The organism is Pseudomonas sp. SC11, assembly GCF_047039205.1.
Lineage (GTDB): Bacteria > Pseudomonadota > Gammaproteobacteria > Pseudomonadales > Pseudomonadaceae > Aquipseudomonas > Aquipseudomonas boreofloridensis.
On sequence record NZ_CP178183.1, the window covers coordinates 85929 to 105471 of the forward strand.

General features: G+C 65.0%; 18 protein-coding genes and 1 pseudogene. 2 read left to right on the top strand and 17 right to left on the bottom strand.

The features are described 5' to 3' along the window. Window positions 1-98: 98 nt before the first annotated feature. Window positions 99-1328, top strand: coding sequence for a nucleoside recognition domain-containing protein (locus ACK2SD_RS00425; RefSeq protein ID WP_039582022.1), 1230 nt, complete (start codon window positions 99-101; stop codon window positions 1326-1328). Here ACK2SD_RS00425 and ACK2SD_RS00430 read toward each other — a convergent pair. The 10 genes from ACK2SD_RS00430 to ACK2SD_RS00475 form a co-directional block, all read right to left on the bottom strand. After that, window positions 1310-1933: an ABC-type transport auxiliary lipoprotein family protein gene (locus tag ACK2SD_RS00430; RefSeq protein ID WP_412461082.1), complete on the bottom strand. Its 624-nt coding sequence runs from the start codon at window positions 1931-1933 to the stop codon at window positions 1310-1312. The genes ACK2SD_RS00425 and ACK2SD_RS00430 overlap by 19 nt on opposite strands. Further along, on the bottom strand, window positions 1930-2868 hold the full coding sequence (locus tag ACK2SD_RS00435; RefSeq protein ID WP_295485349.1) for an MlaD family protein: 939 nt from the start codon (window positions 2866-2868) through the stop codon (window positions 1930-1932). Before ACK2SD_RS00435 ends, ACK2SD_RS00430 begins: the two co-directional genes overlap by 4 nt. Before the next feature lie 3 nt (window positions 2869-2871). After that, complete coding sequence (locus ACK2SD_RS00440) at window positions 2872-3666, bottom strand: ABC transporter ATP-binding protein (protein ID WP_412461083.1); 795 nt, start codon at window positions 3664-3666, stop codon at window positions 2872-2874. Next, window positions 3663-4784 carry an MlaE family lipid ABC transporter permease subunit gene (locus tag ACK2SD_RS00445; protein ID WP_412461084.1) on the bottom strand — a complete coding sequence of 374 codons (1122 nt, stop codon included), beginning with the start codon at window positions 4782-4784 and terminating at the stop codon, window positions 3663-3665. Before ACK2SD_RS00445 ends, ACK2SD_RS00440 begins: the two co-directional genes overlap by 4 nt. 167 nt (window positions 4785-4951) lie before the next feature. Continuing rightward, window positions 4952-5974: a DUF5924 family protein gene (locus tag ACK2SD_RS00450; RefSeq protein WP_039582013.1), complete on the bottom strand. Its 1023-nt coding sequence runs from the start codon at window positions 5972-5974 to the stop codon at window positions 4952-4954. A gap of 83 nt (window positions 5975-6057) precedes the next feature. After that, complete coding sequence (locus tag ACK2SD_RS00455; protein ID WP_412461085.1) at window positions 6058-7464, bottom strand: M16 family metallopeptidase; 1407 nt, start codon at window positions 7462-7464, stop codon at window positions 6058-6060. A gap of 37 nt (window positions 7465-7501) precedes the next feature. Beyond that, window positions 7502-9160 carry a Na/Pi cotransporter family protein gene (locus ACK2SD_RS00460; protein WP_317872176.1) on the bottom strand — a complete coding sequence of 553 codons (1659 nt, stop codon included), beginning with the start codon at window positions 9158-9160 and terminating at the stop codon, window positions 7502-7504. A gap of 222 nt (window positions 9161-9382) precedes the next feature. Then, window positions 9383-10153 carry a TerC family protein gene (locus tag ACK2SD_RS00465; protein ID WP_029613183.1) on the bottom strand — a complete coding sequence of 257 codons (771 nt, stop codon included), beginning with the start codon at window positions 10151-10153 and terminating at the stop codon, window positions 9383-9385. A 67-nt stretch (window positions 10154-10220) separates the two neighbouring features. Beyond that, window positions 10221-11528, bottom strand: a complete 1308-nt coding sequence (locus tag ACK2SD_RS00470) for a CitMHS family transporter (RefSeq protein ID WP_039582006.1) — start codon at window positions 11526-11528, stop codon at window positions 10221-10223. 333 nt (window positions 11529-11861) lie between these two features. Next, complete coding sequence (locus ACK2SD_RS00475) at window positions 11862-12641, bottom strand: exodeoxyribonuclease III (protein ID WP_039582003.1); 780 nt, start codon at window positions 12639-12641, stop codon at window positions 11862-11864. Window positions 12642-12721: 80 nt separating this feature from the next. Here ACK2SD_RS00475 and pyrE point away from each other — a divergent pair, with 80 nt between their 5' ends. After that, window positions 12722-13363 carry an orotate phosphoribosyltransferase gene (gene pyrE, locus ACK2SD_RS00480; protein ID WP_029613181.1) on the top strand — a complete coding sequence of 214 codons (642 nt, stop codon included), beginning with the start codon at window positions 12722-12724 and terminating at the stop codon, window positions 13361-13363. Between the two features lie 72 nt (window positions 13364-13435). Here pyrE and ACK2SD_RS00485 read toward each other — a convergent pair whose 3' ends face one another. The 7 genes and pseudogenes from ACK2SD_RS00485 to coaBC all read right to left on the bottom strand — a co-directional run bounded on the left by ACK2SD_RS00485 (window position 13436) and on the right by coaBC (window position 19436). Then, window positions 13436-14071, bottom strand: coding sequence for a DUF799 domain-containing protein (locus tag ACK2SD_RS00485; RefSeq protein ID WP_039583310.1), 636 nt, complete (start codon window positions 14069-14071; stop codon window positions 13436-13438). Between the two features lie 20 nt (window positions 14072-14091). Next, window positions 14092-14460 carry a DUF4810 domain-containing protein gene (locus tag ACK2SD_RS00490; protein ID WP_039582001.1) on the bottom strand — a complete coding sequence of 123 codons (369 nt, stop codon included), beginning with the start codon at window positions 14458-14460 and terminating at the stop codon, window positions 14092-14094. Between the two features lie 34 nt (window positions 14461-14494). After that, window positions 14495-15175, bottom strand: a complete 681-nt coding sequence (locus tag ACK2SD_RS00495) for a CsgG/HfaB family protein (RefSeq protein WP_116889865.1) — start codon at window positions 15173-15175, stop codon at window positions 14495-14497. Between the two features lie 159 nt (window positions 15176-15334). Beyond that, on the bottom strand, window positions 15335-16240 hold the full coding sequence (gene argB / locus ACK2SD_RS00500) for an acetylglutamate kinase (RefSeq protein WP_029613177.1): 906 nt from the start codon (window positions 16238-16240) through the stop codon (window positions 15335-15337). 22 nt (window positions 16241-16262) lie between these two features. Further along, a pseudogene (locus ACK2SD_RS00505) lies at window positions 16263-17639 on the bottom strand (phosphomannomutase/phosphoglucomutase); the annotation flags it as partial. Window positions 17640-17763: 124 nt separating this feature from the next. Next, on the bottom strand, window positions 17764-18219 hold the full coding sequence (gene dut / locus ACK2SD_RS00510) for a dUTP diphosphatase (RefSeq protein ID WP_029613175.1): 456 nt from the start codon (window positions 18217-18219) through the stop codon (window positions 17764-17766). 5 nt (window positions 18220-18224) lie between these two features. Continuing rightward, window positions 18225-19436, bottom strand: coding sequence for a bifunctional phosphopantothenoylcysteine decarboxylase/phosphopantothenate--cysteine ligase CoaBC (gene coaBC, locus ACK2SD_RS00515; RefSeq protein WP_039581997.1), 1212 nt, complete (start codon window positions 19434-19436; stop codon window positions 18225-18227). Window positions 19437-19543 lie beyond the last annotated feature (107 nt).

Genomic DNA, 19543 nt, shown 5'->3' on the forward strand with positions numbered 1-19543 from the left:
AGAGCCCCGACCTGTCGGGGCTTTTTGCATGGTGCGGAGGGGTCGGGTCGCCCCCGTTTGCGCTATCATTCCGGCATTTTTCACAGGGGAACAGGCGCATGCTCAACGGCCTTTGGCTCGGCTTCTTCGTGGTAGCGGCCATCTCCGCCCTGGCCCAGTGGCTGGTGGGCGGCAACGCCGGGATCTTCGCTGCCATGGTCGAGAGCATCTTTGCCATGGCCAAGCTGTCGGTCGAGGTCATGGTGCTGCTGTTTGGCACCCTCACCCTGTGGCTGGGTTTTCTCAAGATCGCCGAGAAGGCCGGCATCGTCGAATGGCTGGCCAAGGTACTCGGCCCGCTGTTCGCCCGCCTGATGCCCGAGGTGCCGCCTGGCCACCCTGCCCTGGGCCTGATCACCATGAACTTCGCCGCCAACGGCCTGGGCCTGGACAACGCCGCCACACCCATCGGCCTGAAGGCCATGCGTGCCTTGCAGGAGCTCAATCCCAGCAGCACCACGGCGAGCAATGCGCAGATCCTGTTCCTGGTGCTCAATGCCTCATCCCTGACCCTGTTGCCGGTGACCATCTTCATGTACCGCGCCCAGCAGGGCGCCACCGACCCGACCCTGGTGTTCCTGCCGATCCTGCTGGCCACCAGCGTCTCGACGCTGGTCGGTCTGCTCTCGGTGGCGGTGATGCAGCGCCTGCGCCTGTGGGATCCGGTGGTGCTGGCCTACTTCATTCCCGGCGCGCTGCTGCTGGGCGGTTTCATGGCGTTTCTCGGCACGCTGTCGGCGGCGGCGCTGGCCAGCCTGTCGTCGATCCTCGGCAACCTCACGCTGTTCGGCGTGATCATGCTGTTCGTGGTGATCGGTGCGCTACGCCGGGTGAAGGTCTACGAGGCGTTCGTCGAGGGCGCCAAAGAGGGCTTCGACGTCGCCAAGAGCCTGCTGCCGTATCTGGTGGCGATGCTGGTGGCGGTGGGTGTGCTGCGCGCCTCCGGGGCGCTGGAGCTGGCGCTCGATGGCATTCGCCACGGCGTCGAATGGCTGGGGATGGACAGTCGTTTCGTCGAAGGCTTGCCCACGGCGCTGGTCAAGCCGTTCTCCGGCAGCGCCGCGCGGGCGATGCTGATCGAGACCATGCAGACCCAAGGCGTCGACAGCTTCCCGGCGCTGGTGGCAGCCACGATCCAGGGCAGTACCGAAACCACCTTCTACGTGCTGGCGGTGTACTTCGGCGCGGTCGGCATCCAGCGTGTGCGCCACGCCGTGGGCTGCGCGCTGCTGGCTGAGCTGTCCGGGGTGATCGCGGCGATCTGCGTGTGCTACTGGTTCTTCGCCTGAGCCTGAAACCCTGAAGCCTGGGTCACGGTCCAGTCCACCACCTGGCGCGCCAGGGTGTCGCCCGCGGCGCCGAAGCCACTGACCACCGCCGGCACCTGCTTTTCGCTCAGCGGCTGGCGCACTTCGAAGCGCTGGCTGGCGAGAATGCGCTGGCTACGTCCCTGCACCAGTCGGGCGTCATAGCGCATCACCACGTCTACACCGGCCGAGCCGTACTCGCTCTGAAATGCCTGCAGTTCGCCGACCAGTTCGTAGTCGGCCTGCAGGTTGCTGTCATCGGCGCTCAGGCGCTGCACCCGGCCATCGCGCTGGAAGGCATCGAGCAGCCGGTTGCGCACCAGCAATGGCACCGGATCGCTCCAGCGCGCGCCCTTGTAGCTGCTGATCACGTCGCCTGCGGGAATCACCGCGATGCGCGACCCCGACAGCGCTTCACTGGCCAACGGCTTGTTCAGGCGCAGCGACCAGTTCACGGGCGTGGCGGTGTGGCTGGCCTGATGCACCGGCAGGCGATAGACATCGCTCGGCTCGCCTTGCGGCAGGATCGAGCAGGCGGCCAGGTTCAGCAGGCCGGCCACGACGAGCAGGCGTAGAGGCGATTTCACGGCTGGAACTCCTTGTTCGGCTCGCGGCCCAGCAGGTAGCCGCTGGGGTCGGCTTCCAGGCGCCGCGAAATGCCCTTGAGGGCGTTGAGCGTCTCACGCAGCTCGCGGATGGCGGGCGCCAGTTGGTTCAAGCCTTGGGCACCGTCGTCCAAGGCTTCGCGGTTGTGCGAGAGCAGTTCGTTGATGGTCGCGGTGCTCTGCGCCAACGACTGCATGGCCTGCTCGGCGCTGCCGATGGCCTGCTTGCCCTCGCTGCCCAGCAGGCCGTTGGCGCTGCGCATCAAGGCTTGGGTCTCGGCCAGGGTGGCATTGGCCTGCTTGCCCACCTGGCCCAATTGCTCGATGGCCTGGGCGATGCCGCCCTTCTGGCTGGCGAAGGCCCCGGTGGTCTGCTCGAGGTTGGCCAGGGTGTTGCTCAGGCGCTCGATGTTGGTGTCGGAGAACATCTGGTTGGCGTTGTGCAGCAGCAGGTTGACGTTGGTCACCAGGTCGCTGCTGTCGTCGAGCAAGCGCGAAATCGGCGAGGGCGATGCGACGATCACGGGCAACTGGCCGTCCTTGCCTTTGAGCGCCGGACTCTGTGGCGTGCCGCCGCTGAGCTGGATGAAGGTGTTGCCGGTCACGCCGGCCAGGGTCAGCTTGGCCTGGGTGTCCTGCTTGACCGGCGTGTCGGCGCTCAGGCGGATGCGGGCCAGCACGCGGCGCGGATCCTGCGGGTCCAGGCGCAAGCTGCTGACGTCGCCGACCTTGATGCCGTTGTACTGCACCGGGCTGCCACGCGACAGGCCCGACACCGCCTCGCTGAAGACCACTTCGTAGTCCTTGAACGCGTCGTCGACGCTGGACTTGGCCAGCCACAGGCCGAACAGCATGGCACCGGCCACCACCAGCACGGCGACCAGCCCGATGAGAACGTGATGCGCGCGGGTTTCCATGCTTCAGTGCTCCTGTGCCGCGCCGGCAGCGGCCTGTGCCGCCGCCCGCCCGCGCGGGCCGTGAAAGTAATGGTGAATCCAGGGATCGTCCGCCTGTTCGACTTCGGCCAGGGGGCCGGCCACCAGCACCTTCTTCTGCGCCAGCACGGCGACGCGGTCGGTGATGGTGTACAGGGTGTCGAGGTCGTGGGTGATGAGCAATACCGACAGGCCCAGGGCGTCACGCAGCGTCAAAATCAGCTGATCGAAGGCCGCCGCACCGATCGGGTCCAGCCCGGCCGTGGGTTCGTCGAGAAACAGGATGTCGGGGTCCAGCGCCAGGGCGCGGGCCAGGGCGGCGCGCTTGATCATGCCGCCGGACAGCGCAGCCGGGTATTTGTCCGCCGCGCTGATGGGCAGCCCGGCCAGCGCCAGCTTTACCCCGGCCAGGTGCTCGGCGTCGGCGCGCGACAGGCCGGCGTGCTCGATCAAGGGCAGTGCGACGTTTTCGGTAATGGTCAGTGAGGAGAACAGCGCGCCCTTCTGGAACAGCACGCCAAAACGCCGTTCCAGTCTCGAGCGCTGGTCGTCATTCAGTGCGTTGAGGTCCTGGCCGAATACCGTCACCTGGCCCTCGTTGGGTCGACGCAAGCCGACGAGGCTGCGCAGCAGCACCGATTTGCCGCTACCCGACCCGCCGACCACGGCGAGGATTTCGCCGCGATACAGGTCCAGGTCCAGCCCTTGGTGCACCACCTGACTGCCAAAGCGGTTGCCCAGGCCACGCGCCTGGATCACTAGTTCGCCCTTGCCGATCACCAGCCCATCTCCATGAAGAACAACGCCGCGACGGCGTCCAGTACGATCACTACGAAGATCGACTGCACCACCGCCGAGGTGGTGTGGGCGCCGACCGACTCGGCGCTGCCACTGACCTTGAACCCCTCCAGGCAGCCGATGGCGGCGATCAGAAAGGCGAAGAACGGCGCCTTGAGCAGGCCGACCAGGAAATGCTGCACACCGATATCGCTCTGCAGCAGGGACAGGAACATCGCCGGCGGGATGTCCAGCGACAGCGCGCAGACCACCGCACCGCCGACCATGCCGCAGAGCATGGCGACGAAGGTCAGCAGCGGCAGGGCGATCAGCAACGCCAGCACCCGAGGCACCACCAGCAGCTCGATCGGGTTCAGGCCCAGGGTGCGGATGGCGTCGATTTCCTCGTTGGCTTTCATCGAGCCGATCTGCGCGGTGAAGGCGCTGGCGGTGCGCCCGGCCATGAGGATCGCGGTGAGCAGTACGGCGAATTCGCGCAGGAAGGAGAACGCCACCAGGTCGACGGTGAACACCGTGGCGCCGAAGTCGGCCAGCACCGTGGCCCCGAGGAAGGCGACCACGGCGCCGACCAGGAAGGTCAGCAGGGCGACGATGGGGGCAGCGTCCAGACCGGTCTGCTCGATGTGTGCCACCACCGGGGTGAGGCGCCAGCGGTGCGGCTGGAACAGGCGGGTGGCGAGCGTGGCCAGGATCAGGCCGACGAAGCCCAGCAGTTGCCGGGTGTCCTGCCACAGTGTGTCGACGGCGCAGCCAATGCGCGCGAGCAGTTGCAGCAGCACGGGCTGCTCGGGTTCCTTGAGCGGGATGCAGTAGTCCTGCAGCGAGCGATAGACCGTCTGCAGCAAGGCGCGGCTGGCGGCGGGCAGTTCGTGGGTGCAGTTCGCCAGGCGTTCGGCGCCCAGCAGCTCGGCCAGCAGCGAGGCGCCCGCCGTGTCGAGGCGGCCAAGCTGGGTGAGATCGACCTGAGCCTCGGCGCCGTATTGGTCGCGCAGGCGCTCGCTGTCGCGCCGTAGGCGAGCGTAGTGCTCCAGGGTCCAGTCACCGGTGATGGCGAGTCGCGTAGGGTGCTGGCGCGTGTCGAGGGTGACGCTGGGCTCCATGTCTTTGGCTCTGCACGACGGCGGTGGGGCAGATCATAGCCTGTTGCAGCGGTGGTGGCTGCATCGCCGGGCAAGCCCACTTCCACAGACATCCACCTCTATCGAACCCGCGCAATACCTGTGGGAGCGGGCTCGTCCCGCGATGAAGGCGACGCAGTGATCGGACCTCACCCCGCCGTCCCATCCTCGACCACCTTGAAGCGCAGCACGCCGATGACCTGACCGTCCTCGGTCAGCACCCGCACTTGCCACTTGCCCACCGGGTTGGGCGGGAAATTCTGCTTGTGGGTCCAGGCCCGATAGCCCTCTTTGCGCCCGCCATGGATGTCCAGGGCAATGCGGTCCACTTCCTTGCCGTCCTGCTGCCACACGTGGAAGATCCGCTCGTTCAGGCCGCGTGGGGCGTTGATCGAGGTGTAGGCGTACAGGCCGGCGCTGCGGATGCGGCTGGCGTCGATCTGCTCCAGCGACTCGCCCGGCTCTCGGTCCTGCATCTGCGTGGTCACCGCCACTTCGGTCATCCACAGGGTCGCCGGCGGCACCCAGGAACGCAGCAACCAGCCGCCGCCGCCGATCGCCAGGGTCAGCACCACCAGCATCACGCCGCGTCGCCAGGTGTTGATCGGGAAGCTGCTGGCCAGGCTCGGGAACGACAGTACCATGGCGGCGATCAGCGCCAGCTTGAAGCTCTGCGCGGTGGTCAGGTGCAGGATGATCGGCAGTGCGGTGAGCAGCGCGGCGAACAGGGTGAGCGTGTGCAGGGCCAGGAACAGCCAGCGGCGCGGGGCGAGCCAGCGGTAGTACAGCGGGTCGACGATGGAAATCAGCCCCGCTGCGCCGAGCAGACCGGTGAACACCAGTTGCCCGCTGTTCCAGGTGGTGGTGATGAAGAAGAACGGCAGGACGAAGAACAGGCTCTCCTGGTGGATCATCTGCGTCGCATAGCGCAGCAGCGGCTGCGGGATTTCGCGCTTGAAGGTGCGGGCGAACAGGCCGGTGAGGGTGTTCTCGAGCATCAGCCATATCCAACTGACCAACAGCAGGATGGCGATCCAGCTGGCCAGCCCGGCCTGGCGGTCGACCAGGATGAAACTGCCGATGCCCGACAGGAAACCGCCCAAGGCGATGACTCCCGGGTAGCGTTTGAGCAGTTCGATGATGCGCTGGACGATCTGGGGTATGGGGGGCATGGAGGCTGGCAGCAAGGTGAGGTGACGGTTCTGGCCGTGTCACGGATTCACCCGCGACACGGCCGGCTCAGAATAACGCCAATTCAACGTTCACGCGTAGCACCGCTGGGACGATCCGCCGGCTGGCGGCGGCGTCGCAGCAGCCCGATGGCCAGGATCAGCCCGAGCACCAGCGCCACCAGCCCGTACAACTCGTCATAGCCCAGCAGCGGTTTCTCGATGCGCACATAACCGGGCGTGGCCAGCAACTGGCGCAGAGCATCGTTGGCCTGCGCCAGGCTGACCTTGCGCAGCTTGCCGATCGGATCGCCGAAGCGGCCGTCCTCGTAGTCGTTCAGCGCGCCCCAGTAATAGTCGGCCAACGCGCTGTTTCCCTGGCTGGTCCAGCTTTCCCGAGCGATGGCGGCTTCCTTGAGGCGGGCGAAAGTGTCGGGGTCCAGGCCATGCTTGCGCAGGTCATCGAACGTGGCTTGCAGCACGGTGACGGCTTGGTCGATGTCGCCGCGTTCCAGGTCGGCGTTGAAGCTGAGCATGCCACTGTCGCCGAAGCTTTCCCGGCGCACCGAGGGACCGTAGGACAGGCCGTGGCGCAGGCGCAGTTGATCGTAGAGCGTCCAGTCGAGGTAGCGCGAGAGCAGGTCGAGGGTCTGCTCGTGGTCGCTGTCGAGCACCGGCTCGATGAACAGCCAGTGCAGCTTGGCACTGTCGCCGAGCCAGCCGCGGGTGAGGTCGCGGCGCTGTTCGGCCTGCTGGGTGATGCTGTCCAGGTTGCGCCGCTCGCCGGGTTCGGTGGCAGGCAATTCGCCGTAGGTGCGCTCCAGGTAGGCGGGCAGCAAACGATCGAGGCCACCGACCACGATCAGGCTCATGTTGTTGGCGGCATACCAATGTTCGCGCATGGCCTGGACCTGCTTGAGGCTCATGCTGGCGATGTCGGAGCGCTCGGCGCATTTCAGCCCGAGCTCGACCGCCAGTTGATCGCTGGCCGGGTGGCCGATGTCCTGGCGGTCCAGCCAGCGTTGCAGGTGACCGTAGTGGCCGCCGTCCTCACGCTCGACGATCCGCTTCGCCGTGGCCAGGGCCTTGGCGTCAATGCGCGTGTCGCGCACCGCCGCCAGCAGCAGGTCGAGTACCTTGCGCTGGTTGCGCGCCGGGGCCTCGACCACGAAGGTGGTGTCGGCCGCACTGGTGAAGGCATTCCATTCGCCGCCCAGTGCTTGCAGACGTTCTTCCAGGCCGCCTTCGCCACTGTCGTCCAGGCCGCTGAACAGCAGGTGCTCGAGCAGGTGCGGCAGCTCGCGCTGGTCGCAGGGGAAGTCGTCCAGGCCGACGCCAACCACCAGACGGATCGCGACGTGGTCGCGCTCGTAGCCGGACTTGAGGATCACCTGCAGGCCGTTGGGCAACAGATAGCCCTCGACCCGCGAGCGGTCGAGGGCGAGCGAGGGCAGGCTGAACAGGATGCAGCAGGCGAACATCAGGCAACGCATGGGCAGGCTTCCGGGCCGGTCTCCAGGTGTGCGGGGGTCAAGTGGGACTGGCGTCTTCCGGCTGATCGTCGAGCAAAAGCCCGCCGGTGTCCGCGCCGCCCAGTACCACATAGGCACTGCTGCAGAACAAAGAGTTCAACCGTTTCATGTCGGCGATCAGTTCCAGGTGCAGTGAGCTGGTCTCGATGCTCTGCACCACCTTGCGTTGCAAACGGCTGACATGGGCGTGGGCCAGGCGCCGCTCCTGAGCGCGGAACCTGCGCTTTTCGCGCAGCAGCAGACGCGCGCTTTGCGGATCGGCGCTGAGGAACACCGACAGCCCCAGGCGCAGGTTGGCCAGCAGTTGCTGTTGCAGGCCAGCCAGCTCTTCCAGCCCGACCTCGGAGAACTCCCGGCGCTGGGAGGTCTTCTGCTGCTGGACTTTGCGCAGCATGCGCTCGATCAGGTCGCTGGCCAGCTTGAGGTTGATCGACAGCTCGATGATCTCTGCCCAGCGCTGGCTGTCATGTTCGCCCAGGTCTTCGCGCGGCATCTGCGCCAGGTACAGCTTGATTGCGCTGTACAGCGCTTCGGCATCTTCGCCCAGGGCGCGGGTCTGTTGCGCGAGGGCAGTCTGAGTGCCGCGCAGGGCACCGAGCATGGCATCGAGCAGGCTTTCGACGATATCGCCCAGGCGCAGGGTCTCGCGAGCAGCATTGGCCAGTGCCAGGCTGGGGGTCTGCAAGGCCGTGGGGTCGAGGTGACGCGGTTTGACCTGGCCGTTGGCCAGTTCGCGTTCGGGCAGCAGGGTGTTGCACAAGCGGCCCATGGGTTTGACCGTCGGCAGCATGATCACGCAGCGGGCGGTGTTGTAGAGCAGGTGGAAACCGATCACCAGCTCTTGCGGGCTGAAGCTCAGCGAGTCCATCCAGTCCACCAGCGGGTGCAGAACCGGAATGATCAGCAGCAGGCCGATCAGCTTGTACAGCAGGCTGCCCAGCGCGACCCGACGACCGGCGGCGTTCTGCATGCTGGTGCTGAGAAAGGCCAGCAGCCCGCTGCCGATGTTGGCCCCGACCACCAGGCCGATGGCCACCGGCAGGCTGATCACCTCGGCGCCGGCCAGGGTCGCGGTGAGCAACACGGCGGCCAGGCTCGAGTAGGAGATCATCGCGAACAGCGCGCCGACCAGCGCGTCGAGCAGAATATCGCCGGTGAGCGAGGCGAACAGCACCTTCACGCCCTGGGCCTGGGTGATGGGCGCTGCCGCCTGCACGATCAATTGCAGGGCCAGGATGATCAGGCCCAGGCCGATGGCCACTCGGCCCAGTTGGCCGATCCGGGTCTGCTTGCGCGAGAGGAAGAATATCACCCCGATGAAGATCAGCAGCGGTGACAGCCAGGACAGGTCGAAGGTCAGCACCCGGGCCATGAGCGCGGTGCCGACGTCGGCGCCGAGCATGATCGCCAGCGCCGGGGTCATGGCCATCAGGCCCTGGCCGACGAAAGAGGTGACCAGCATGGCGGTGGCGTTACTGCTCTGTACCACGGCGGTGACCACGATGCCGGCGATGAACGCCAGCGGGCGACGATCCATGTTCTGGCCGAGTACCCGGCGCAGGTGCGAGCCGTACACGCGCAGGATGCCGGTGCGCACGATATGCGTACCCCAGACGAGCAGCGTCACGGCAGACAGCAGGTTGAGCAGGGTCAGCATGGTCGGGGCCCCCTTGTTACCGACGCCCCAGTGCGGGGCCAATGGGTGAAGCGGTGAGCCTGGCCCGGGGCTGGGCGGTTCTGTCAGTGCTCACTGAAGCTTTAGTGGGTTTGCGCAGGAGACGCCAGCTTCGCATGGCAGGCATTTATTTGAAACATTTGTGTCATGGAAGGTGTTGGGGCCGCAAAGCGGCCCCAACGGTAACGACGCACAGCCGGGCGGTCACTGGCCGGGCACGTCCTTGCGCAGCTTGACCGGGTCCTGCTCCTTGCCATCCTTGCGCGCCAGCGCCGTGCGCATGCGGATGTTGATCGCCTCCACCGCCAGCGAGAAGGCCATGGCGAAGTACACGTAGCCCTTGGGCACATGCACATCGAACGATTCGGCGATGAGCACGGTGCCGACCACGATCAGGAACGACAGCGCGAGCATCTTCAGCGAGGGGTGCTTGTCGATGAAGTCGCTGATGGTGCCGGCGCAGAGCATCATCACCAGCACGGCGACGACGATCGCCGCGATCATCACCGGGACGTGAGACACCATGCCCACCGCCGTGATCACCGAGTCCAGGGAGAACACGATGTCGATGATCGCGATCTGGATGATGGTGTAGAAGAACTTGCCGCCGCCGCCCTTGGGCGCCTCGCCGCTTTCGTCTTCGCCTTCCAGGCCGTGGTAGATCTCCTGCGAGCTTTTCCACAGCAGGAACAGGCCGCCGAAGAACAGAATCAAATCACGTCCGGAGATGCCTTCGCCGAGCACCACGAACAGGTCGTCGGTCAGGCGCATGACCCAGGTGATCGACAGCAGCAGCATGATCCGCGTGACCATCGCCAGCGCCAGGCCGAAGATGCGCGTGCGCGGCTGCATGTGCTTGGGCATGCGGCTGACCAGGATCGAGATCATGATGATGTTGTCGATCCCGAGCACGATCTCGAGTGCGGTGAGGGTGAAAAAGGCAACCCAGATTTCCGGGCTGGTCAGCCATTCCATGTGTATTCCTTCGAGCGGTGAAGGCGACGACCCCAAAGGGCCGCCGCGGTAGGGTGGTGCAGTTGTATTAAAGACTACTGAACAGCGGGAAAACTCCCATGAGCAGGGCGGCGAGCATTATGCACAGGCACACCAACACTGCCCACTTGAGGGTAAAGCGCTGGTGATCGCCGAATTCGATGCCGGCCAGGGCCACCAGTAGATACGTGGACGGCACCAGCGGGCTGAGCAGGTGCACCGGCTGACCGACGATCGAGGCGCGGGCCATTTCCACCGGGCTGATGCCGTAGTGGCTGGCGGCCTCGGCGAGCACCGGCAGGACACCGTAGTAGAAGGCGTCATTGGACATGAAGAATGTGAACGGCATGCTGACGATCGCGGTGATCGTCGCCAGGTAGGGCCCGAGCGCCTCCGGGATCACCGCCAGCAGACTCTTGGACATGGCCTCGACCATGCCGGTGCCGGACAGGATGCCGGTGAAGATGCCCGCAGCGAAGATCAATCCGGTCACCGCCAGCACGCTGCCGGCGTGGGCCGCGATGCGGTCTTTCTGCTGTTGCAGGCACGGGTAGTTGACGATCATGGCGATGCTGAAGGCGATCATGAACAGCACCGGCAGCGGCAGCAGGCCGGCGATCAGGGCGGCCATCAGCGCGACGGTAAGGGCGCCGTTGAACCAGATCAGCTTCGGCCGACGCGCCTCGGGGAATTGCGACACGCTGATTTCGCTGTGGTCGATGTCGTCGGTCGGCAGGTGCAGCTCGCCCAGGCGCGCACGTTCGCGCTTGCCGTACAGGTAAGCGATGGCGAGGATCGCCAGTACGCCGAAGGCCATGGCCGGGATCATCGGCACGAAGATGTCCGAAGGGTCTACGTGCAGGGCGCTGGCGGCACGGGCGGTCGGTCCGCCCCAAGGGGTCATGTTCATCACCCCGCCCGCAAGAATGATCAGCCCGGCCATGATGCGCGGGCTCATGCCCAGGCGGCTGTACAGCGGCAACATGGCGGCGCAGCAGATCATGTAGGTGGTGGCGCCGTCACCGTCGAGCGAGACCACCAGGGCCAGCACGGCGGTGCCGACCGAGACTTTCAGCGGGTCGCCCTTGACCAGCTTGAGGATCTTGCGCACGGCCGGGTCGAACAGGCCGGAGTCGATCATCAGAGCGAAGTAGAGGATGGCGAACATCAGCATCACGCCGGTGGGCGCGAGCTTGCTGATGCCCTCGAGCATCATGGGGCCGATCTTGGCGGAAAAGCCGCCGAACAGGGCGAACAGGATCGGTACCAGGATCAGCGCGATCAAGGCCGACAGGCGCTTGGTCATGATCAGGTACATGAAGGTGATGACCATGGCAAAGCCGAGGAAGGTCAGCATGACGGTACTCCAGGCGTGGCGCGGCGAAAGGTGTCGGGCGGATCAGCGCGTTGGGCGCTGTGCGTGGAATACGGGGAGGGGTACTGCGGGGAGGCGGGCACAGGACAGCATCGGAATCACCATTGTTGTTGTTGATTGAGCCGGGTGTGCTGTGGATGCGCACCCTGGCTGACCGGTCTTTGTGCCGGTGGTGGCGCTATCCTAGGGGCGAAAGCTTTCAGCCAGCTTTCGCGGCGATGAAGGCGACAGGAGGTGGTGTCGAGGAAGACGAAGCGCAGGGCCGGTCAGAGGCTGTAAAACAAAACGGGGCCTGGTGATAGGCCCCGTCAGGGTTCAGATGGTCAGCGTCCAGTCGTAGTCGACGATCAGCGGCGCATGCTGGGAGAAGCGCGGCTGGCGTGGCAGGCGCGCGTTACGTACGCAGCGGCGCAGGCCCTGGGTGAGGATCTGGTAGTCGAAGCGATAGCCCAGGTTGAGCATCTCGGCCTGTTCGTTATCCGGCCACCAGCTGTACTGATCACCTTCGCGGCTGACTTCGCGCAGGGCATCGACGTAGCCCATTTCGCCGATGATGGCGTCCATCCAGGCGCGCTCGGGCGGCAGGAAGCCGGGCGACTGCTGGCTGTCGCGCCAGTTCTTGATGTCGAGCTTCTGCTGCGCCACGTACAGCGAGCCGCAATAGATGTACTCGCGGCGCTTGCGGCGCTGCTTGTCCAGGTACTTGGCGAAGTCGTCCATCAACTTGAATTTCTGATTCAAGTCTTCGTCGCCGTTCATGCCCGAAGGCATCAGCAGGCTGGCGATGCTGACCTTGTCGAAATCGGCCTGCAGGTAACGTCCGTAGCGGTCGGCTGTCTCGAAGCCCAGGCCGGTGATGACTGCCTTGGGCTGCATCCGCGAGTAGAGCGCCACGCCACCGTGGGCGGGCACCTCCGCGTCGCAGGCATAAAGGAAATAGCCATCGAGCTGGAAAGCTGGGTCGTCGAGTTCAAAGGCCGAGGCGCGGGTATCCTGAAGGCAGATGACGTCGGCATTCTGGGCTTGCAACCAGCTGAGCAAACCACGCTCGGCCGCAGCCTGAATGCCATTCACGTTCACACTGATGATCCGCATAAATGGCCCCAAAAATCTCGTGCGTGTATGATACCCGAGCTCAACTCATTTAGCTAAATCCGTGGTGTCCGGGACTTTTCATGCAGCCGTATCAGCGCGACTTCATCCGTTTTGCCATCGATCGCGGCGTGCTGCGCTTCGGTGAATTCACCCTGAAATCGGGGCGTACCAGCCCGTACTTCTTCAACGCCGGTCTGTTCAACAGCGGCTCGGCCCTGGCCCAGCTGGGACGTTGCTATGCGGCGGCCATCGTCGACAGCAAGATCCCCTTCGACGTGCTGTTCGGTCCGGCCTACAAAGGCATTCCGCTGGCCGCCGCCACGGCGGTGGCGCTGGCCGAGCATCATCAGATCGACGTGCCCTGGTGCTTCAACCGCAAGGAAGCCAAGGACCACGGCGAGGGCGGCAGCCTGGTCGGCGCTCCCCTGGCGGGCGAGGTGCTGATCATCGACGACGTGATCACCGCAGGCACCGCGATCCGCGAAGTCATGCAGATCATCCAGGCCCAGCAGGCACGCGCCGCCGGTGTGCTCATCGCGCTGAACCGCGAGGAGCGTGGTAACGGCGAACTCTCGGCCATTCAGGAAGTGGAGCGTGACTTCGGCATGCCAGTGGTCAGCATCGTATCCCTGACCCAGGTACTGGAGTTCCTGGCCGATGATCCGCAGCTCAAGCAGCACCTGCCGGCGGTCGAGGCCTATCGAGCGCAATACGGGATCTGAGCGCAGATCGTCCATGAAAAAGGCGACCTTTGTAGGTCGCCTTTTTCATGGCTTCGATGCAGTGCTCGTCGCTCAATCGGTGCCGTACTTCGGCGAGCGCGGCCCGTACAGGATGCCCCCGTTGGGGTTCGGCGACAGCAGCCGGGCGCTGGTGATACCGGCGATCGGATAGCCCGCGTCGTCCTGCACGCTGGAGATGATCTGGTTCACCGCTGCGGTGATCAGCATGCCGACCAGCCCACCCTGGTTCTGCCGGCCTTCTTCGCTGGAGGCCGAGGCCGCGCCGGTCCACAGGGTCGCGCCGGTTTTCAGGTCGACCAGCTTGGCGCTGGCGGTGACGATGGTTGCGCTGCTCAGCACCATGTAGCGGGTGCCGTAGTCGCTGACGGTCACGTACAGCCCGGCATCGGCGCCGAAGATCTCGCGCAGCTTGGCGGCCGGCAACTCATGGATGTCCGCCGGGGTGGTCATGCCGTTCTGGCGGAACGTCTCGGCCACCAGCGCCACCGGCATCACGTAGTAACCTGCTTCGGCCAGCGGATAGGTGACCTGCGCCAGCATGCTGTAGCTGGCCTTGACGTCCGGCGAGTTGTTCAGCGGCGGCACGATCAGGATCGACTTCGGCCGGCTCTGCTTGAAGGCGGCGTAGTCGGTGGTCTTGCGCTCGGCGCAGCCGGCGAACAGGGCCAGCACGCAGGCGCCGACCAGGCATTGAGTGAGGCGCTTGATCACGGCTTGGCTCCTTGCGTGGCGTTCTTCATCAGGAAGTCCATGTAGGTCGCCGACTCAGGGAACAGCGCTTTCTCGGTACGGAATTCCTGGATCATCTGGTCATCCTTGCCCAGGCTCGAGTAGAGCAGGCCCAACTGCGCGTGATAGCCCGGAGGCACCGCGCCGTTCTTGGCCTTGATCTTCTCCAGATCGCGCTCCAGGGCGATGACCTGTTCTTCCTTGGACTGGTCGTTGAAGTACTCGCGCACCTGGGGCTGGTAGCTTTCCCATTGATACAGCGGTTTTGGCGTATTGCAGCCGGCCAGCAGGGCGCTGGCCAGCAGAAGGCCGGCGCCAGTGCGCCAGGCCGAGCGGGTGATACTCATGTGCATGCTTTCCTTGTCGTGTTACGGGCGTCGATTACTGGGCCTGTGGCTTCCACTGGCCACTGTCCACGGCGCTGACCAGCTTGTTCACCGCCTCGCGCATGGCCAGGTCCAGGACCTTGCCGTTGAGGGTGGAGTCGTAGCTGGCGGTGCCGCCAAAGCCGATGACTTCGCGGTTCGACAGCGCGTATTCGCCGGCGCCCTGGCTGGAATACACCACTTCGGAGGTGCTGATGTTGACGATGTTCAGCGCCACCTTGGCGTAGGCGATCTGGGTCTTGCCGCGGCCGAGAATGCCGAACAGCTGGTGATCGCCCACTTCCTTGCGGCCGAACTCGGTGACATCGCCGGTGACCACGAAATCGGCGCCCTTCAGGCGCTGGCTCTGGCCCTTGATCTGCGCTTCCTGCTGGATCTCACCCATGTTGTCGCGGTCCAGTACGTTGAACCGGTGGGTTTGCTGGAGGTGGGTGATGAGGATGGTCTTGGCCTGGCCGCCGAGGCGGTCGACGCCATCGGAGAAGATGCCGCGCATGTAGCTCGAACGGTTGTCGAACTTGCCAACGGCGATCGGGGTGCGCACGCCGCTGTAGGGGCGGTTGACGCTCTCGACCTGTTGAACGGCCACGGCAGTAGAGGTTTCGGTAGCGCAGCCGGCGATGGACCCGAGGGCGATGGCGGCGGCCAGCACGAGTCCTTGTGATGCGTATTTCACGCGAGTTTCTCCAGATGAACGGTAACTTTTTGCAACGGGCGTGCATTCTGCCACGTTGTTTCGGCCGTCTGGAGGGAAAGTTGAGAAACGTGAAGTGCATCGCGGGACTGTTCATTGCCGAAGGCACGGACGGTCCCGCGAATTCTTGCTACGACGCTGTCAGGCGCGTTTGCGGTTGGTGATGAGGGTGCCGACGCCGCTGTCGGTGAAGATCTCCAGCAGCACCGCGTTCGGTACGCGACCGTCGATGATGTGCGAGCTGTTGACGCCGCCCTGCACCGCCTCGAGTGCGCACTTGATCTTCGGCAGCATGCCGCCGTAGATGGTGCCGTCGGCGATCAGTTCGTTGACTTGCTCGGTGGTCAGGCCAGTGAGCACCTGGCCCTGCTTGTCCATCAGGCCGGCAATGTTGGTCAGCAGCATCAGCTTCTCGGCTTTTAGCGCCTCGGCCACCTTGCCCGCCACCAGGTCGGCGTTGATGTTGTACGACTCACCGTTGGCGCCCACGCCGATCGGCGCGATCACCGGGATGAAGTCGCCGCGTACCAGCATGTTCAGCAACTCGGTGTTGACCCCGACCACTTCGCCGACATGACCGATGTCGATGATCTCGGGCGTGGTCATTTCCGGGGTCTGGCGGCTGACGGTGAGCTTCTTCGCGCGGATCAGCTCGGCGTCCTTGCCCGTCAGGCCGATGGCGCTGCCGCCGTGACGGTTGATCAGGTTGACGATGTCCTTGTTCACCTGACCGCCCAGCACCATCTCCACCACATCCATGGTCGCCGAGTCGGTGACGCGCATGCCGTCGATGAAGTGGCTCTCGATCGACAGGCGCTTGAGCAGATCGCCGATCTGCGGGCCGCCGCCATGCACCACCACCGGGTTGATGCCCACCGCCTTCATCAGCACGATGTCCCGGGCGAAGCCGGTCTTGAGCTCTTCGCTCTCCATCGCGTTGCCGCCGTACTTGATCACCAGGGTCTTGCCGACGAAGCGGCGGATGTAGGGCAGCGCTTCGGACAAAACCTCGGCTACATGGGAAGCGGCGTCGCGATCGAGGGTCATGCAGGGCTCCAGTATGTGAACGTCAGAACGGCAGGTGCAGGCCAGGCTCGACCTTGTGCAACTGCTCACGGAATACAGCCTTGATTCGGTTCAGTTCTGTCTCGCTGTCGGCCTCGAAGCGCAGCACCAGCACCGGCGTGGTGTTGGAGGCGCGAACCAGGCCCCAGCCGTGGGGATAGTCGACCCGCACACCGTCGATGGTGGTGAGTTCGGCCGCGCCCCAGTCGGCGTCGCGTTGCAGTGCATCAATGATGCTGAATTTACCCTCGTCGGTCACATCGATGTTGATTTCCGGCGTGGAAATATCGTTCGGGAACGCGGCGAACAGGTCTTCGGCAGACTGCTCGGCCTTGCTGAGGATTTCCAGCAGGCGTGCGGCGCTGTAGATACCGTCGTCGAAACCGTACCAGCGTTCCTTGATGAAGATGTGCCCGCTCATCTCGCCGGCCAGCAGCGAGCCGGTCAGTTTCATCTTCTTCTTGATCAACGAATGACCGGTCTTCCACATCAGGGCACGACCGCCGTGCTGCTCGATCAGCGGGGTGAGGCGGCGGGTGCATTTGACGTCGAAGATGATCTCGGCGCCGGGGTTGCGCGACAGCACGTCCTGGGCGAACAGCATCAGCAGGCGGTCGGGGTAGACGATGCTGCCGGTGTTGGTCACCACGCCGACGCGGTCACCGTCACCGTCGAACGCCAGGCCCAGGTCGGCACCGGTTTCGCGCACCTTGGCGATCAGGTCTTCGAGGTTTTCGGGCTTGCCCGGGTCCGGGTGATGGTTGGGGAAGTGGCCGTCGACCTCACAGAACAGCGGAATCACGTCGCAACCCAGGGCCTCGATCAGGCGCGGGGCGATCACGCCCGCCGCGCCGTTGCCGCAGTCGACCACCACCTTGAGCGGCTTGGCCAGCTTCACGTCCTCGACGATCTGCTGGAAATAGCGCTCGAGGATCTCGACGCGTTCGACGCTGCCCTCTGCGCGGGTCAGGTCGTTGGTTTTCAGGCGGGTCAGCAGGGCCTGGATCTGTTCATTGGCCAAGGTGTCGCCGGCGATCACGATCTTGAAGCCGTTGTAGTCCGAGGGATTGTGGCTGCCGGTGAGCATCACGCCGGAGGTGCCGGCCAGCACGTTGGCGGCGAAGTACAGTGCGGGGGTGGGCACCAGGCCCACGTCGCTGACCTGGCAGCCGGCATCGGCCAGGCCCTGGATCAGTTGCTCGACCAGCATCGGGCCGGACAAGCGGCCGTCGCGGCCTACGGAAATCTTCGGCTCGCCCTGGGCGAGGGTCTGGGCGCCGATGGCGCGGCCGATCCAGTAGGCGGTCTCGGCGTGCAGCGTCTTGCCGACGATGCCGCGGATGTCATAGGCGCGGAAAATGCTGTCCGGCAGTGCGGGAACCAGCTGGGCCATATCGTTCATCTCAGGGGACTCCAAGGGTCTGAGGCTTCTGGGTAGGCGCAAACAGAACGCTTGGACGGTCGTTGGACCCAAGAGTTCGCCATCCATGGCCCCGGTGGTCGTTTCAGCGGGTACCGGAGTGACCGAAACCGCCGCTGCCGCGCTGGGTTTCGTCGAAGGCCTCGACGATGTCGAAATGCGCCTGCACCACAGGCACCAGGATCAGTTGGGCAATGCGCTCGCCGACGCTGATGGTGAAGGCGGTGTTGCCCCGGTTCCAGCACGAGACCATCAGTTCACCTTGGTAGTCCGAGTCGATCAGACCCACCAGGTTGCCCAGTACCACGCCGTGTTTGTGGCCCAGACCGGAGCGCGGCAGGATCATCGCTGCCAGGCCCGGATCGCCGATGTAGATCGACAGGCCGGTGGGAATCAACAGGGTCTGACCCGGTTCGAGGACGGTGTCCTCGGTGAGCAGGGCGCGCAGGTCCAGACCGGCGGAACCGGGCGTGGCGTACTGCGGCAGGGGAAATTCGGTACCCAGGCGTGGGTCGAGGATCTTGGCTTGAAGAGCGTGCATGTAACTCATTGAACCTGATTGAGCCGTTCGGCGATGAAGGCGACCAGTTGCCGGGCGATCTTGCCCTTGCTGGTCTGCGCGAAGAGGGTCTGGTGCTGCTGGCGGTCGATCACGGTCAAGGCGTTCTCTTCGCTGTTGAAGCCGATGCTGGGGTTGGCCACATCGTTGGCGACGATCAGGTCGAGATTCTTGTCCTTGAGCTTGCGCGTGGCGTAATCGAGCAGGTGTTCGGTCTCGGCGGCGAAGCCGACGCTGAACGGACGGTCGGCGCGGCCGGCGAGGGTGGCAAGGATATCCGGATTACGCACCATCTGCAGCAGCATACCGTCGCCGCTCGTAGGGTCTTTCTTGAGCTTCTGCGGGGCAACCACTTCCGGGCGGTAGTCCGCGACCGCCGCCGAGGCGATGAACAGGTCGCAGGGCATGGCCGCTTCGCAGGCGGCGAGCATGTCCCGCGCGCTCACCACGTCGATACGGGTGACTCGGTCGGGGGTCGCCAGGTGCACGGGGCCGGTGACGAGGGTCACCCGAGCCCCCGCTTCGACGGCCGCCTCGGCCAGGGCGAAGCCCATCTTTCCGGAACTATGATTGGTGATGTAGCGCACCGGATCGATGTTTTCCTGGGTGGGGCCGGCGGTGATCAACACGTGCTTGCCGGTCAGCGACTGGCGCTTGAAGGTTTCGGCGGCGCACCAGGCCAGGTCGGTGGCTTCGAGCATTCGGCCCAGGCCCACGTCGCCGCAGGCCTGGCTGCCGGAGGCTGGACCGAACACCTGGATGCCCCGGCGCTCGAGCAGCGCCAGGTTGTCCTGGGTGGCCGGGTCGCGCCACATGGCCTGGTTCATGGCCGGCGCCACGGCGACGGTGGCGTCGGTGGCCAGCACCAGGGTGGTCAGCAGGTCGTCGGCCATGCCTTGGGCCAGGCGCGCCATGAGGTCGGCGGTGGCCGGGGCGATGAGCACCAGGTCGGCCCACTTGGCCAGTTCGATATGCCCCATGGCCGCTTCGGCGGCAGGGTCGAGCAGATCCATGTGCACCGGATGACCGGAGAGCGCCTGCAGGGTCAGCGGAGTGATGAACTCGGCCCCGCCGCGGGTCATGACGACGCGCACCTGCGCGCCGTGTTCCAGAAGTCGGCGAATCAGCTCGGCGCTCTTGTAGGCGGCAATGCCGCCACCCACGCCGAGAACGATGCGCTTGCGATACAGCCGCTGCATAGGCTTGCCTTTTTCCAGTAAAAGCGGGCGACGACGTTTGAACATGCCTGCGGCAGAACGTCGCATTCAACGAGGCGAACTAGATTAACACAGGGCTCGAAGCCGCC

Bases quoted from the DNA above. Each gene is read 5' to 3' on its own strand.
- ACK2SD_RS00450 (WP_039582013.1), bottom strand. From the start codon at position 5,974: ATGCCCCCCATACCCCAGATCGTCCAGCGCATCATCGAACTGCTCAAA.
- dut (WP_029613175.1), bottom strand. From the start codon at position 18,219: ATGCACGCTCTTCAAGCCAAGATCCTCGACCCACGCCTGGGTACCGAA.
- coaBC (WP_039581997.1), bottom strand. From the start codon at position 19,436: ATGCAGCGGCTGTATCGCAAGCGCATCGTTCTCGGCGTGGGTGGCGGC.
- ACK2SD_RS00490 (WP_039582001.1), bottom strand. From the start codon at position 14,460: ATGAGTATCACCCGCTCGGCCTGGCGCACTGGCGCCGGCCTTCTGCTG.
- ACK2SD_RS00475 (WP_039582003.1), bottom strand. From the start codon at position 12,641: ATGCGGATCATCAGTGTGAACGTGAATGGCATTCAGGCTGCGGCCGAG.
- ACK2SD_RS00425 (WP_039582022.1), top strand. From the start codon at position 99: ATGCTCAACGGCCTTTGGCTCGGCTTCTTCGTGGTAGCGGCCATCTCC.
- argB (WP_029613177.1), bottom strand. From the start codon at position 16,240: ATGACCCTCGATCGCGACGCCGCTTCCCATGTAGCCGAGGTTTTGTCC.
- ACK2SD_RS00460 (WP_317872176.1), bottom strand. From the start codon at position 9,160: ATGCTGACCCTGCTCAACCTGCTGTCTGCCGTGACGCTGCTCGTCTGG.
- ACK2SD_RS00465 (WP_029613183.1), bottom strand. From the start codon at position 10,153: ATGGAATGGCTGACCAGCCCGGAAATCTGGGTTGCCTTTTTCACCCTC.
- ACK2SD_RS00455 (WP_412461085.1), bottom strand. From the start codon at position 7,464: ATGCGTTGCCTGATGTTCGCCTGCTGCATCCTGTTCAGCCTGCCCTCG.
- ACK2SD_RS00435 (WP_295485349.1), bottom strand. From the start codon at position 2,868: ATGGAAACCCGCGCGCATCACGTTCTCATCGGGCTGGTCGCCGTGCTG.
- ACK2SD_RS00445 (WP_412461084.1), bottom strand. From the start codon at position 4,784: ATGGAGCCCAGCGTCACCCTCGACACGCGCCAGCACCCTACGCGACTC.
- ACK2SD_RS00470 (WP_039582006.1), bottom strand. From the start codon at position 11,528: ATGCTGACCTTCCTCGGCTTTGCCATGGTCATCACCTTCATGTACCTG.
- pyrE (WP_029613181.1), top strand. From the start codon at position 12,722: ATGCAGCCGTATCAGCGCGACTTCATCCGTTTTGCCATCGATCGCGGC.